Raw genomic sequence first — 12989 nt, 5'->3', positions numbered from 1 at the left:
CTTCCGGCAGCTGCCGGAAGGGGCTCTCTCATCGGTCCGGGCAGTGCCCGGTCGCCCCGTGGGGCGCGCGGCTCAGGCCGAGTACGGCTTGGCGCGGAGGATCTCGATCGGGAAGGACTTCCCGGTCGGCGCGGTGTAGTCGACGGTGTCGCCGACCTTCGAGCCGTGGATCGCGCTGCCCAGCGGCGACTCGATGGAGTAGACCTCCAGGTCGTCGCCGTCGGCGATCTCGCGGTTGCCCAGCAGGAAGGTGCGCTCCTTGCCGGCCATCGAGATGGCCACGACCATTCCGGGCTCGACGACGCCGTCGTCCTTCGGGGACTCCCCGACCACGGCGTTCTTCAGCAGGCGCTGGAGGTCCGCGATGCGCGCCTCCATCTTGCCCTGCTCCTCGCGGGCGGCGTGATAGCCGCCGTTCTCCTTGAGGTCGCCCTCGTCGCGAGCCGCGGCGATGCGCTCGGCGATCTCGGTGCGGCCCGGGCCCTCGAGCTCGGCGAGCTCCTTGGCCAGGCGGTCGTACGCGTCCTGGGTGAGCCAGGCGCCATTCGGCTGGCTGCTCATGGGTTCACTCCTGTCGTCCTCGGTGAAGCGCACGGGGACGAAGACCCCCAATACGCGAATCACGGGGCACATGTCCTCATGCGCCCCGTGTGCGGGTGATGATGACCGGTCGTTCGCCGGTTCCGGGCAACACTACACGGCGCGCTGTGCATTTCCTGGGACCGATGGACGTTTTACGCGCATCGTGAAATCCGCGGGAATGGTCCTCCAGTCGGCAGCGGGGTCAGCCGACGGTGCAGCCGACGACCTCGGCGGAGACCGCCTCGCCCTGGGTGGAGATCTCGACGTGGTGCGCGGTGCGGCGCTCGGTCTGCGCCGGGATCGTGGTCTCGACGAAGCCGACCTGTGCGCGCCCCTCGTTCATCGCCTGGATCCGGCAGGTCGCCTCGGTGCCGGGCGCCATCGTCACCACGAAGTCCACGCCGATGCGGTCGGAGGCGAGGTGGTCGTAGGCCAGGACGTCGTAGCGGACCTCCTCGCGCGCGACGAAGAGCCCCACCACGATCACGATCGCGACGAACACCGCGCCGGCGACGGCGACCAGGATCTTCGCGGTGCGGGGGGAGACGAGCGGTCCGCCGTAGCGCTGGCGGTGGAGCTCCTCGGCATCGTCCATGCGCCCAGTCTCCCAGACCCTCCCCGGGAGCGGTCCGGGAGCGCGGGCGGAGGGAGCGAGGGACCGGTCACGTCCGAGGCGAGGAGGCGGTCCGCGCCCTGCTCGCTCGCGGAGGGGTGGCGTACGATCGGGCGCTGGTGCAGGTGTCGCGGACCGTCTCGGTCGCGCGTGTGAACCGCACCGGGGCAGTGCCCCGCCCGTCGTCTACGAGGAGTCCCGTGACCGTCCAGCTGCCCGCCCCCGATGAGCCCCTGCGGATGGTGGCCGTCCATGCGCACCCCGACGACGAGTCGTCCAAGGGTGCCGGGTCGACCGCACGCTACGCACGCGAGGGAGTGCAGGTCACGGTGCTCACCGCGACCGGCGGAGAGCGCGGCGACGTGCTGAACCCCCGCCTCCGCGACGATCCGGGGATCACCCCCGAGAGCCTGCCCGGGATCCGCCGCCGCGAGATGGAGCGGGCGAAGGAGATCCTGGGCGTGGACCACGAGTGGCTCGGCTTCGTCGACTCGGGACTGCCCGAGGGGGACCCGCTGCCGCCGCTGCCGGCCGGGAGCTTCGCGACCCTCCCCGTCGAGGAGGCGGTCCGTCCGCTGGTCGAGGCGGTGCGCCGCCTGCGCCCGCACGTGATGACCACCTATGACGAGAACGGCGGCTACCCGCACCCCGACCACATCCAGGTCAACCGCATCTCCGTGGCGGCCTTCGACCTCGCCGCGGACCCTGACTTCGCGCCCGAGCTCGGCGAGCCCTGGGAGGTCGCGAAGCTGTACTACATCAACGGCTTCCACCGTCAGCGCTTCGCCGCCGTGAGCCGTCACCTGCGCGCCGAGGGCACCCCCAACGAGGAGCTCGACCAGATGCTCCAGCACTACGACGAGAGCCACGACCGGCTGCTCACCACCCGCATCGACGTGCGTGACTATCTCGGGATCCGCGACGACGCGCTGCGCGCCCACGCCACCCAGGTCGACCCCGAGGGGCCCTTCTTCCGCATCGCGCACGATGCCGAGATCGCGGCCTGGGGCACCGAGGACTACGAGCTGCACATCTCCCGGATCGGTGTGAAGCTGCCCGAGCGGGACCTGTTCGCCGGGCTCCGCCACGAGACCGTGGAGGGCCGCTCGTGATCGGGGCAGGGCTCGGCGGGCCGGGCGTGCTCCCGGCCGTCAGTGCCGTGCTCCAGGCCGCGCCGAGCCCGTCGGACGGCGAGGAGTTCAACTCCGTCACCGTCTCCCCGGGACTGCCCGGTTTCCTTGCGACCTTCGTGCTCGCGGTGGTCGTCGTGCTGCTCCTGATCGACATGACGCGGCGCGTCCGACGGGTGCAGGCCAGGGCCCGGGTCGAGGAGCGCCAGGCGCAGCTCGAGCGCGAGGAGGCCGAGGCCCCCGAGCGCGAGGAGGCCGCGGACGAGGCGGCCGAGCGCGAGCAGGCCTCGGGCGACGCCGCGGATCGAGGGACCGTCGACGGCGAGGGTGCCGAGGAGGCGCAGGCCGACGGCGCGGACGCCGCGCCGGACGGAGTGCCGGCGGACTCCCCGGAGCCGACGGATCCCGCGGGACCGGCGGACTCCTCGGACCTGTCGGACTCCTCGGGTCCGTCGGACGACGACGCGCCCGAGGGCGACGAGCGCCGCTGAGCGCGCGCCGCAGGGGAGCGGCCTGCTCAGAGCACCGCCGCGGCGACGGCGGCGAAGTGGCAGCCGAAGCCGATCAGCGTGCCCGAGTGGAAGATCTCGTGGAAGCCGAACCAGGCGGGGGAGGGGTTCGGCCGCTTCAGCGCGTACATCACCGCGCCCGCCGTGTACGCGAGCCCGCCCGCGAGCAGCAGGATCACCACCGGCCAGCCGCCGCCCGCGTGCAGCTGCGGCATGTAGAACACCGCCACCCAGCCGAGGGCGACATAGGCGGGGACGTACAGCCAGCGCGGCGCACCGGTCCAGAAGATCCGGAAGCACACCCCCACCAGTGCGCCGCCCCAGGCGATCGCGAGCAGAGTGAGCGCCTGGCGCGGGGCCAGCAGCGCCGCGGCGATCGGGGTGTAGGTGCCGGCGATGATCAGGAAGATGTTCGCGTGGTCGAAGCGGCGCAGGATGATCGCGTGCTGCGGGGACCAGGTGCCGCGGTGGTAGACCGCGCTGATCCCGAACAGCATCCCGGCCGTCAGCACGAACACCGCGCAGGCCAGGCGGATCGTGAGGGTCTGGCCGACGGCGACCAGCAGCAGCCCGAGCACGAGCGTGGTCGGGAAGGCGATCAGGTGCAGCATCCCGCGCAGTCGCGGCTTGGGCAGCTGGAGGCCGAGCTGCGTGGCGCGGCGCGCCATCGCCCGGGTCAGGGTGCGCGGCGCGAAGGGGAAGTTCTCCGCCGTGGGCAGGTCCTCGTCGCGCAGCTCGGTGGTGCCGCCGCTGCCGGCGACGGCCTCGGCGATCTCGCGCGGCGCGGGGTCCTGGAGAGTCGGGGCACCGCCGGGGGTGGCGGGGGACTCGTCGGCGGCGCGCGGTGTGCGGCCGGAGGCTCTCGCGGCGGCCTCGTCATGGGGTCCGGGGGTCATGGGCACACCGTAACCTACGCAACCGTAGGTTCGGTATGGGGGTGCTGTGAGCGTCTCGTGCGGATTCCCACCGATCGTCGGGCGGCCCTCCCGCCGTCGTCGATAATGGACGCAGCGCGCCGCACCCGGCGCGCACCCGGGGCCCAGCCGCCGGGCGGGCACGACGAGGGGACGGAGGCGCGCATGGCCGCCGGCGGGCTGCTGTACCGCGTGTACGAGCGCAGGCTGTCCAAGGAGCTCGAGTCCTTCGACCTCCCGCAGCACCTCGGCGTGATCGTCGACGGGAACCGTCGCTGGGCGAAGGCCGCGGGGGAGTCCACCGCCCAGGGCCATCGCGCCGGCGCCGCGAAGATCGTCGAGTTCCTCTCCTGGTGCGAGGACCTCGGAATCCCACTGGTCACCGTGTGGATGCTCTCGACCGACAACCTCCGGCGCCCGCCGGAGGAGCTCGTCGCCCTGTACGAGATCATCACCTCCACCATCGAGCAGATCACCGACGCCGGCTACTGCGTGCGTCTGACCGGAAGCGCCGACTCCCTCCCCGAGGAGATGCGCGAGGGGATCGTCCGCCTGCAGCAGGAGACCTCGCCCGAGGCCCGCCTGACCGTCAACGTCGCGATCGGCTACGGCGGCCGTGAGGAGATCGTCCACGCGGTGCGCGAGCTGGTGCGGGACCTCGGCGCGCAGGGGAAGGGCATCGAGGAGATCGCCGAGGGGATCAGCGTCGGCGCGATCGCCGAGCACCTCTACACGCGCGGCCAGCCCGACCCCGACCTCATCATCCGCACCTCCGGCGAGCAGCGCCTCTCCGGCTTCCTGCTCTGGCAGTCGGTGCATTCCGAGTACTGGTTCTGCGAGACCTACTGGCCCGGGTTCCGCCGCATCGACCTGCTGCGCGCCCTGCGCGACTACTGCCGACGCGAGCGCCGCTACGGCGCCTGAGACCGTCGGCCCCGTGCCCCGTCGGCCGCTGCGAGCGCGACGCACCCGTCCGCGCCCTCCCCGCCTCGCGCTGTGAGCGGTGGCACACTGGCTCTCATCGGGAGCCCGCAGAACTCCCGATGACGATCGGGTGAACGTCGTGTCCGCCGCCCGCGGGACTCGCCCGACGGCGGGTGCACCGAGGGCTATGGTCCAGGCATCCGCGAGATTACGGGAGGCTCCCATGGACGAGACGACCACTGCCCGCGAGACGACGACCGCCTTCGGCGGCAGCTTCTCGCCCGGACCGGACGGCGGGACGGCGGTGATCGGCGCCGCGAACCCCGACGGCGCCCCCGTGGTCCCCTCGCTCCGGCCCGGCGCCGCCCAGCAGATGCTCGCCGAGATCGAGACGGGCGTGATCACCTACGTGCTGGACACCTCGGTGCTGCTCTCGGACCCGCTCTCGCTGCACCGCTTCGCCGAGCACGACATCGTGCTGCCGATCGTCGTGGTCACCGAGCTCGAGGCCAAGCGCCACCACCCCGACCTCGGCTACTTCGCGAGGCAGGCGCTGCGCATCCTCGATGACCTGCGCGAGCTCCACGGCAACCTCTCCGTGCCACTCCCGATCGGCAAGGACGGCGGCCACGTGCGCGTCGAGCTGAACCACATGAGCACCGCCTCGCTGCCCGACGGCTTCCGCCTCGGCGACAACGACACCCGCATCCTCGCCGTCGCGAAGAACCTCCAGCTCGAGGGCAAGAACGTGGTGCTGGTGTCCAAGGATCTGCCGATGCGGATCAAGGCCAGCGCCTCCGGCATCCACGCCGAGGAGTACCGGGCCGAGCTCGCCCGCGACCGCGGCTACACCGGGATGGTCACCACCGCCGTGGATGAGCAGACCATGACCGACCTCTACGACGGCCAGGCCGTCGAGGTGCCCGAGATCGCCCACCACCCCGTGCACACGGGCCTGACGATCACGAGCCCGCGCGGGTCGGCGCTCGGCCGCGTCACCCGTGACAAGCAGGTGCGGCTCGTGCACGGCGACCAGACCGTGTTCGGGGTCGCCGGCCGCTCCGCGGAGCAGCGCGTCGCGATCGACCTGCTCCAGGACGAGTCCATCGGCATCGTCTCCCTCGGCGGCCGCGCCGGCACCGGCAAGAGCGCCCTCGCCCTCTGCGCGGGTCTCGAGGCCGTGCTCGAGCGCCGCACGCAGCGGAAGATCATGGTGTTCCGGCCGCTGTTCGCCGTGGGCGGGCAGGAGCTCGGCTATCTCCCCGGCGACCAGAGCGAGAAGATGGGCCCCTGGGGTCAGGCCGTGTTCGACACGCTCGGCTCGATGGTCTCCCAGAACGTCATCGACGAGGTGCTCTCCCGCGGCATGCTCGAGGTGCTCCCGCTGACCCACATCCGCGGCCGCTCCCTCCACGACGCCTTCGTGATCGTCGACGAGGCCCAGTCCCTCGAGCGCAACGTGCTGCTGACCATGCTCTCCCGCATCGGCCAGAACTCCCGCGTGGTGCTCACCCACGACATCGCCCAGCGCGACAACCTCCGCATCGGGCGCTACGACGGGATCGCCTCCGTGGTCGAGGCGCTCAAGGAGAAGGAGCTCTTCGCGCACATCACCCTGCAGCGCTCCGAGCGGTCGAAGGTCGCCGAGCTCGTCACCCACGTGCTGGACGAGCCGATCCCCTGAGGGGCGGGGCACGGTCCTGGCGCTGAGCGCCGGGGGTCGGTCCACGCTGCGGTGGAGTCTCTGCGTTCACTGGCGGTATACCCGGACGGAGGCCGCATGGGCGGAAGCATCCCCGCAGTCCGCCAGTGAGCGCAGGGGTCCGGGGCGCGCGGTGCCGGCACATCCCGCCTCCGCGGGCTCGCCGCGCTGAGTGTGAGACATCCAGACCCGTTGCGTCCGCGGGATCGCCGACGCCGAGTCGTCACGTCGCGCGTCGGCAGCGCATGCGTTGACTGGCGGCATAGCCGGACGGAGGCCGTATAGGCGGTAGCGTCCCTGTATTCCGCCAGTCAACGCAGAGGACCGCGGCGCGGGCAGGGGCGAGGCTCTCGGATCACGTCCGGTCCTGCCTCTGGCCGTCGGCACCTTTTCCCGGGCTGACCTTCCCTGCACGATCCGGACCAGGATCAAGTCTTTCTGGCGGCGCCAGCGCTGGGACTGTTCCTCCCCACCGGCGCTCCGTCCCCAGGAGGGATGCGCGTCGTCGGCCACGAGTGGGGACATGCTCCGATGCCCTCATGAAGATCGACGGCATTGACCACCAGCGGACCCTCCGTGCGCAGGGCGTCGCCCGTGCCGAGCTCCTTCGACGCACTGCACACGGCGAGCATCGCACCGTGCGACCCTGGTATGTCACCGACGCGGCGCCGACCGACCTCCTCGCCCTGCTCGAGCTGGGGCTGCGCCCCACCTGCCTCGACGCGGCATCCCTGCACGGAGTCTGGACACCACCGCACACCGGCGTGCACGTGTTCAGGCCGCGCATGCTGAGATTGCCGCCCGAGCTCGAGGACGTGAGGGAGCTGCCCCTGCGGCGCGGGCGGATGAAAGGCACCGGGAAGAGGCCATTGCAGCGTCTCGTCCTGCACGGACCGGAGCTGCGATCCTGGCCGGACGACGATCCCGTCCCTGACCTGGGCCTGGTGTTGGAGCACGCTGCTCGATGCCTTCCCACGGTGAAGGCGGCGGTGCTCATGGAGTCCTCGCTCCAGCGCAGGCTGATCGGCCGTGGGCAGCTGGAACAGGTCTTCTTGAGGTTGCCGAAGGACATCCGTCGGCCGCTCTGACGCGTGCGAGGTGATGCGGAGTCGGGCACCGAGACGGCCGTCCGCTGGTGGTTCGAGTCGCGGGGCATCGGCGTGAAGACCCAGGTGCGCTTCCCGTACGACGGCCGGCGCGTGGATCTGCTGGTGGGGCGGAACTGGATCATCGAGTGCGACAGCCGCGAGTTCCATGACGATCCGCTGAGCTATGCCGAGGACCGGGCACGGGACCTGTACCTGGAGTCGATCGGGTACCGGGTCACGCGCCTGACGTGGGAGCAGGTGTTCCTGCACTGGCCGGATACGCGCCGGAAGCTGCAGACGATCCTCGGCCGCGGTGATCATCGACGCGAGCTCCGACGGAGCGCCCGGAGTGGCTGAACATCCGTGCGAGGACCGAGGACGTCGGAAGGGCGCCGGCCGGTGGGCGTGGTTGCGTTCACTGGCGGTATATGGGCACCGACGTTCTCTGGGGCGGAGGATCCCCGCATTTCGCCAGTGATCACAGACGCCGCTGCGGCGGAGGCGGCGGCGACTGCAGGGCGACGCCGGGACGGCGACAGTGGTGGGGCGACGGCGGCGACGGACCGCGGGCTGTGCGTGCTCGGCGGGAGAGCTCAGCAGCCGAAGGGGGTGTTCGGCCAGGGCTCTCCGGAGTCGAGCTCGTCCCGCCAGGCGCGCAGGTGCCCGCGGGCGGCGGTGAGCTCGCGCTCCTTCTCGTCGAGCGCGGCATCGAGCGCGTCGAGGGCGGTGCGGGCGGCGTCGATCCGCTCGCGCACGGTGAGCGTGCCCTCCTTGGCGCCCAGCAGTTCGCGCACCTGGGCGAGGCTGAAGCCCGCGGCACGCAGCGACGTGATCACGGCGAGCTGGTCAAGGGTTGACTCGTCGTAGCGTCGGGCCCCGCCCGCCGTGCGCTCCGGCGCTGGCAGCAGCCCTTCGCGCTCGTAGTAGCGCAGGGCGTCCGGGCTGAGCCCGCTGCTGCGTGCGACCTCACCGATGGGAAGCGACATACCAGGAGTACAGCACGAGGCACGCAGTGGTCACGAGCGCCCGCACCACGTGGTGGGAGAGGTGGAACTCGCCGATCGTCCGCCCCCACAGCAGCGGAGCCGCGCAGACGAGCAGTCCGGAGAGCACCGCGAGCGCGATGAGCGGCTCCTTCGGCCCGGGAGGCCCGAGGCGCTCCGGCGCGACGGCGAGAGCGAAGGCCGCAAGGCTGAGGAGGGCGGCGGCGAGATAGACGAGGGCCGGAACCGCGAGGGCGGGGAGGCCGAGGCCCATGGCCGGTGCGGCCTTGGCGAGGGCCACGAGGGCGAGGAGCTGGGACAGGGCGAGGAGCGCGTAGGGCGCGAGCAGCAGGATCCACATGCCGCTCATCTCAGACCCTGGAGTGCGCTCCAGGTCAAGGTGCGCCGTGCGCATCGGCACGGTGTGGCTCGACCGGGCAACGCGCGGCAGGGACGGCTGTCGCGTTCGAATGCTTGCAGTGTCAGAGAGTCCGTCGTCCATGCGGAGGTGCGTGGCGCCCGTTCAGCCAGCCGTGGATGCTCTGCAACCCGTCGTGGTGCAGGTCGGGGCACCAGAATGGATCGAGATCCTGACGCGCGAGAAGGAACCGCTCGCGCCAGGCCCGTGTCCCCCGATGCTCGATCGCGCTGACTCCGATCGACACGACAGCGAGCGTGACTCCAAGCGCCCCGAGTGTGGAGCTCGTCGACACGGATACCGACGAGTATGTGGTGGGACCGAGCCAATGCGCCGTGAGTGCAGCGGTGAACGCGGCCGCCGCCGTCATCGCGAGCATCGCGGCGGGAAGCAAAGCGGGATGACGGCGCGTGTATACGGCGGCGGACGCTCGCGGTGCGTTCTCCGCACTGGTTTCGCGTGCCCAGGTTCTCGAAGCACTCTGGACGCGGCGGATCGCGACCAAGGCACCAAGTCCGACGGCGGCGAGCAGGAGCGCGAAGGGCACGGCGAGCAACGGACCGTCGTACTCGAGCACGTCGGACAGCACGAGACCCGTGATTCCGGCGCCGACGAGCGTGAGGGGCCACGCGGAAAGAGACGAACCGTCTGCCGGCAGGCGAGCGTCGGACCGTCGTCGGCCGTGCATCGGCACGTCGTGCGCTGGATCCGCTTCGCGCCGGCGCTCGCGAGCGAGGATCACCGTCACTTGCTCGGGTGTCGACTCGACGGGAGGCCAGACCGCCTCCAGCGCAATGAGATCAGCAGATGAACCGGCGGTTCGCCGTCGAACGAACAGACGCAGAACTACGGCACTCAGACCGAGACCGGAGAACACCACTGCATGGAGACCGTCCCCCGGCTCCTCGGCAAGGAGCCCGACGACCGCACCGACTGCAAGAAGGCCGACGGCCGCGACCGCGAGGAGAAGGCTGGCGCGCCGCGCAGCAGGAACGACGAGCCGTCGACCGTCCTGCGCGGACAGACGTGCACGGGGCGCGCCGGCCCGTGCGAGGTGCAGCTCGATGGCCGGCAGCACCGTCCACACAAAGACGGTCACGAGCAGCGCCGCACCGGAGACCATCGCGCCGGCTCCGAGCATCAGCCCGATGAGGCGATCACCATAGTCTGAGGTCGAGAACGCCGGCACGTGCACGACCGCGAGCAGGGACTCGACCACCAGGATCACCAGCAGCGCGAGGAATGCGAGCGGCGCCGCCGAGATCATCCAGGCCGCCACCGTGAAGAGCCCGCGCAGGAGCGCGAGCGGGAGCGGCATCGGCAGGGGCCGCACCGTCGTCGACGGTTCGCCCCGTGCCCGTTCGCGCGTCATGCACGACGCCGTGTCTGACCGAGATGCCGTGGCATCCGGAGCACGGATCAGGCCTTCGGCGCCGTCATCGAGAGGACGTCCAGTGCGCTGTCGAGCTGCTCCTCGGTGAGCTCGCCGCGCTCGACGAAGCCCAGCGCGATCACGGCCTCGCGCACGGAGATGCGCTCGGCGACGGCGTGCTTGGCGATCTTCGCGGCGGACTCGTAGCCGATCAGCTTGTTCAGCGGGGTGACGATCGACGGGGAGGCCTCGGCGTAGAAGCGGGCCTTCTCCTCGTTCGCGGTGAGCCCGTCGACGGTCTTGTCGGCCAGCACCGTGGAGGCGTTGGCGAGCAGACGGATCGACTCCAGCAGGCTCGTGCCCATCAGCGGGATCTGCACGTTCAGCTCGAAGGCGCCCTGCGAACCGCCCCAGGCGATGGCCGCGTCGTTGCCGACGATCTTCGCGCACACCATCAGCACGGCCTCGGGGATGACGGGGTTGACCTTGCCGGGCATGATCGAGGAGCCGGGCTGCAGGTCGGGGATCGCGATCTCGCCCAGGCCGGTGTTGGGGCCGGAGCCCATCCAGCGCAGGTCGTTGCAGATCTTCGTGAGGGAGACGGCGATGGTGCGCAGCGCACCGGACATCTCCACCAGGCCGTCGCGGTTCGACTGCGCCTCGAAGTGGTTGCGCGCCTCGGTCAAGGGCAGGCCGGTCTGGTCGACGAGGTTCGCGATGACCTTCTGCGGGAACCCGATCGGGGTGTTGATGCCGGTGCCGACGGCGGTGCCGCCCTGGGGGACCTCCGCGGTGCGGGGCAGCGCCGCCTCGACGCGCTCGATGCCGTAGCGGATCGAGGCCGCGTAGCCGCCGAACTCCTGGCCGAGGGTGACGGGGGTGGCGTCCATCAGATGGGTGCGGCCGGACTTGACGACGTCCTTCCACGCCTCGGCCTTCTTCTCGAGCGCCTCGGCGAGGTGGGCGAGGGAGGGCAGCAGGTGCTCGACGACGCCGGCGGTCACGGCGACGTGCACGGAGGTGGGGAACACGTCGTTGCTGGACTGGGAGCAGTTGACGTGGTCGTTGGGGTGGGTCTCGGTGCCCGCGCTGGTGGCGAGGGTCGCCAGGACCTCGTTCATGTTCATGTTCGAGCTGGTGCCCGAGCCGGTCTGGTAGGTGTCCACCGGGAACTGGTCGTCGTGCTCGCCGGCGATGACCGCATCGGCCGCGGCGATGATCGCGTCGGCGATGGTGCCGTCCAGCACCCCGAGCTCCTTGTTCGCACGGGCGGCGGCCTTCTTGACCTGGGCGAGAGCGTGGATGTGCGCGGGCTCGAGGCCCTGCCCGGAGATCGGGAAGTTCTCGACCGCACGCTGGGTCTGGGCGCGGTACAGCGCCGAGACGGGCACGCGCACCTCTCCCATGGTGTCGTGCTCGATGCGGTAGTCGCTCTGCTGCGCTGCGGGGGTGGACTGGTTCATCGACGGGCCTTCCTGTTCGTCTTCTCTGTCGGGTGGTCGGGTCCGGTCCTCGGGCGGTCCCGGGCCGGTGGAGGGGAGGCGGGCTGGGTCGGCGTGCCCGCGCAGCGGTGCCCCGGGCGGGGCGGGTCAGGTGAGCTCGTGGCTCCAGGGCGGGTTCGCGCCGGCGCGCGAGACGGTGATCGCCGAGAGCGCGGCGGCACGTCGGAGCACGGTCGCGAGATCGTCCGACGGGATCGCGGCGAGCATCTCGCGACGGTCCGCGCCGAGCAGGCCCTTGGCGGCCAGCGCGTCGAGGATCCCGGCGGAGAAGGTGTCGCCGGCGCCGACGGTGTCGACCACCTCGACCTGCACCGGCGCGACCTGCACGCGGCCGCTGGCGGAGAACGCGACCGCGCCGTCGCCGCCGCGGGTCAGCACGGTCAGGGACGGGCCGAGATCGCGCCACGAGGCCGCGACGTCCTCGGCGTCCTCGGTGCCGTACAGCCAGGCCACGTCCTCGTCGGACGCCTTGACGACGTCGGACAGCGCGATGTTCTCCTCGATCCGGGCGCGGACGTCCTCCGGCGCGCCCATCAGGGTGGGGCGCGCATTGGGGTCGTAGCTGATCGTCGAGGAGCCGCGGGCGCTGCGCAGCAGGGCGGAGATCGTCGTGGCCCCCGGTTCGAGCACGGCGGCGATGGAGGAGGTGTGCACGGCGTCCGGCGCCTCGGGCAGCCCGGCGGTGTCCGGGTCCCAGATGAGGTCGAAGGTGTAGGTCGCGGCGCCGTGCGCATCCAGCACGGCCTCGGCGGTCGAGGTGCGGCCGGGTCGGACCGAGGCGGGCGTGAGCTGCACGCCGGACTCGTCGAGGTGGGCGCGGATCGCGTCGCCTCGGGCGTCGTCGCCGATCGCGGTGAGCAGATGGGCATCGTGGCAGAGTCGCGCCAGGGCGACGGCCACGTTCAGGGGGGAGCCGCCGGGGTGCTCGCGACGACCGCCATCGGCGTCGACGACGATGTCGGTGAGGGCTTCTCCGGCGATCAGGATTCTCGCGGTCACGCTTCGATCATCGCAGGTTTCCAGGGCGCGGGCGACATGAGCGGGGGAGGGGCGCCGTGGCCCGGATCACCCCGGGAGGCGGAGGGCGGTGCGAGCGGGGACAATGGCCCGCATGCACGATGCCCAGTCCGAGAGCCCCGACCGCACCGCGAGCCCCGCCGGCGGAGGGGGTGGCCCTGTTCGCACGGGGGCTGACAGCGAGCGCGCCGGTCGCGCGGGGGCCGACGGCGAGGCCGCAGGTCGCGCGGGGGCC

General features: G+C 71.6%; 14 protein-coding genes. 6 read left to right on the top strand and 8 right to left on the bottom strand.

Annotated features, from left to right (window positions below; genetic code table 11):
• Positions 1-72 precede the first annotated feature (72 nt).
• Together greA and HMPREF3159_RS13410 are read right to left on the bottom strand one after the other, a co-directional pair.
• Positions 73-561, bottom strand: a complete 489-nt coding sequence (gene greA, locus HMPREF3159_RS13415; RefSeq protein ID WP_070501610.1) for a transcription elongation factor GreA — start codon at positions 559-561, stop codon at positions 73-75.
• A gap of 223 nt (positions 562-784) precedes the next feature.
• Positions 785-1177, bottom strand: coding sequence for a DUF4307 domain-containing protein (locus tag HMPREF3159_RS13410; RefSeq protein WP_070501606.1), 393 nt, complete (start codon positions 1175-1177; stop codon positions 785-787).
• A 218-nt stretch (positions 1178-1395) separates the two neighbouring features.
• Here HMPREF3159_RS13410 and mca point away from each other — a divergent pair, with 218 nt between their 5' ends.
• The gene (gene mca / locus HMPREF3159_RS13405; RefSeq protein WP_070501604.1) at positions 1396-2307 is read left to right on the top strand and encodes a mycothiol conjugate amidase Mca; all 912 of its coding nucleotides are present in this window, start codon (positions 1396-1398) and stop codon (positions 2305-2307) included.
• Positions 2304-2816 (top strand): hypothetical protein, encoded by a 513-nt coding sequence (locus tag HMPREF3159_RS17710; RefSeq protein WP_070501602.1) that lies wholly within the window; start codon positions 2304-2306, stop codon positions 2814-2816. The genes mca and HMPREF3159_RS17710 overlap by 4 nt, the downstream gene beginning before the upstream one ends.
• A 26-nt stretch (positions 2817-2842) precedes the next feature.
• On the opposite strand, the gene HMPREF3159_RS13395 is transcribed toward HMPREF3159_RS17710, so the two are convergent.
• A complete protein-coding gene (locus HMPREF3159_RS13395) occupies positions 2843-3730 on the bottom strand; it encodes a PAQR family membrane homeostasis protein TrhA (RefSeq protein WP_070501601.1) in 888 nt (295 codons plus the stop codon).
• 183 nt (positions 3731-3913) lie between these two features.
• Here HMPREF3159_RS13395 and HMPREF3159_RS13390 point away from each other — a divergent pair, with 183 nt between their 5' ends.
• The 4 genes from HMPREF3159_RS13390 to HMPREF3159_RS17990 all read left to right on the top strand — a co-directional run bounded on the left by HMPREF3159_RS13390 (position 3914) and on the right by HMPREF3159_RS17990 (position 7819).
• Positions 3914-4672, top strand: coding sequence for an isoprenyl transferase (locus tag HMPREF3159_RS13390; RefSeq protein ID WP_070501599.1), 759 nt, complete (start codon positions 3914-3916; stop codon positions 4670-4672).
• A 373-nt stretch (positions 4673-5045) separates the two neighbouring features.
• Entirely contained in the window at positions 5046-6356 is a 1311-nt protein-coding gene (locus HMPREF3159_RS13385) for a PhoH family protein (RefSeq protein ID WP_070501611.1), read from the top strand.
• A 557-nt stretch (positions 6357-6913) separates the two neighbouring features.
• Entirely contained in the window at positions 6914-7462 is a 549-nt protein-coding gene (locus tag HMPREF3159_RS17995) for a hypothetical protein (protein WP_246821639.1), read from the top strand.
• Positions 7463-7465: 3 nt separating this feature from the next.
• Positions 7466-7819 (top strand): hypothetical protein, encoded by a 354-nt coding sequence (locus HMPREF3159_RS17990; RefSeq protein WP_246821638.1) that lies wholly within the window; start codon positions 7466-7468, stop codon positions 7817-7819.
• Between the two features lie 236 nt (positions 7820-8055).
• On the opposite strand, the gene HMPREF3159_RS13375 is transcribed toward HMPREF3159_RS17990, so the two are convergent.
• From HMPREF3159_RS13375 to HMPREF3159_RS13355, 5 genes are all read right to left on the bottom strand, one after another.
• Positions 8056-8448: a MerR family transcriptional regulator gene (locus HMPREF3159_RS13375; RefSeq protein ID WP_070501597.1), complete on the bottom strand. Its 393-nt coding sequence runs from the start codon at positions 8446-8448 to the stop codon at positions 8056-8058.
• Positions 8429-8815: a hypothetical protein gene (locus HMPREF3159_RS13370; protein WP_141748235.1), complete on the bottom strand. Its 387-nt coding sequence runs from the start codon at positions 8813-8815 to the stop codon at positions 8429-8431. Before HMPREF3159_RS13370 ends, HMPREF3159_RS13375 begins: the two co-directional genes overlap by 20 nt.
• Before the next feature lie 112 nt (positions 8816-8927).
• Entirely contained in the window at positions 8928-10235 is a 1308-nt protein-coding gene (locus HMPREF3159_RS13365; protein WP_141748234.1) for a hypothetical protein, read from the bottom strand.
• Between the two features lie 47 nt (positions 10236-10282).
• Positions 10283-11698, bottom strand: a complete 1416-nt coding sequence (locus tag HMPREF3159_RS13360; protein WP_070501594.1) for a class II fumarate hydratase — start codon at positions 11696-11698, stop codon at positions 10283-10285.
• 126 nt (positions 11699-11824) lie between these two features.
• A complete protein-coding gene (locus tag HMPREF3159_RS13355; RefSeq protein WP_070501592.1) occupies positions 11825-12736 on the bottom strand; it encodes a carbohydrate kinase family protein in 912 nt (303 codons plus the stop codon).
• Positions 12737-12989 lie beyond the last annotated feature (253 nt).

Origin of the sequence: Brachybacterium sp. HMSC06H03 (assembly GCF_001807385.1) — a bacterium.
Taxonomy (GTDB): Bacteria; Actinomycetota; Actinomycetes; order Actinomycetales; family Dermabacteraceae; genus Brachybacterium; species Brachybacterium conglomeratum.
The sequence above is the reverse complement of the archived record's forward strand: the minus strand, read 5'-3'. Positions and strand labels throughout refer to the sequence as shown.